Annotated in this window: 1 protein-coding gene; it reads left to right on the top strand. The window is 66.7% G+C overall.

Annotated elements, in window-relative coordinates:
* Positions 1-406 (top strand): glycine--tRNA ligase subunit beta (locus AC066S_RS39770; protein ID WP_478272057.1); only part of this gene is annotated, 406 nt, incomplete at both ends.

Below are 406 nucleotides of genomic sequence, written 5' to 3'. Positions count from 1 at the left end.
GTGACCGCCCTGGTCGAACGCCCGAACGTGCTCGTCTGCGAATTCGAGAAGGAATTTCTCGAAGTGCCGCAGGAATGCCTCATCCTCACGATGAAGGCCAACCAGAAATACTTCCCGCTGCTCGACGCCGAAGGCCGGCTCACGCACCGCTTCCTGGTGGTGAGCAACATCCGCCCGGATGACGCGAGCGCCGTGGTCGGCGGCAACGAGCGCGTGGTGCGCCCGCGCCTGGCCGACGCCAAGTTCTTCTTCGACCAGGACCGCAAGAAGACGCTCGAATCCCGCGTCGCCTCGCTCGCCAAGGTGGTCTACCACAACCAGCTCGGCACCCAGGGCGAGCGCGTGGACCGCGTGCGCGCCATCGCCCGTGCCATCGCGCAGCAGATCGGCGACGTGGAGCTGGCCC

The sequence above is a fragment of the Bradyrhizobium sp. CFUWI genome, from assembly GCF_056429085.1.
Note: the sequence above shows the minus strand (reverse complement) of the source record. Positions and strands in the feature narration are given on the sequence as shown.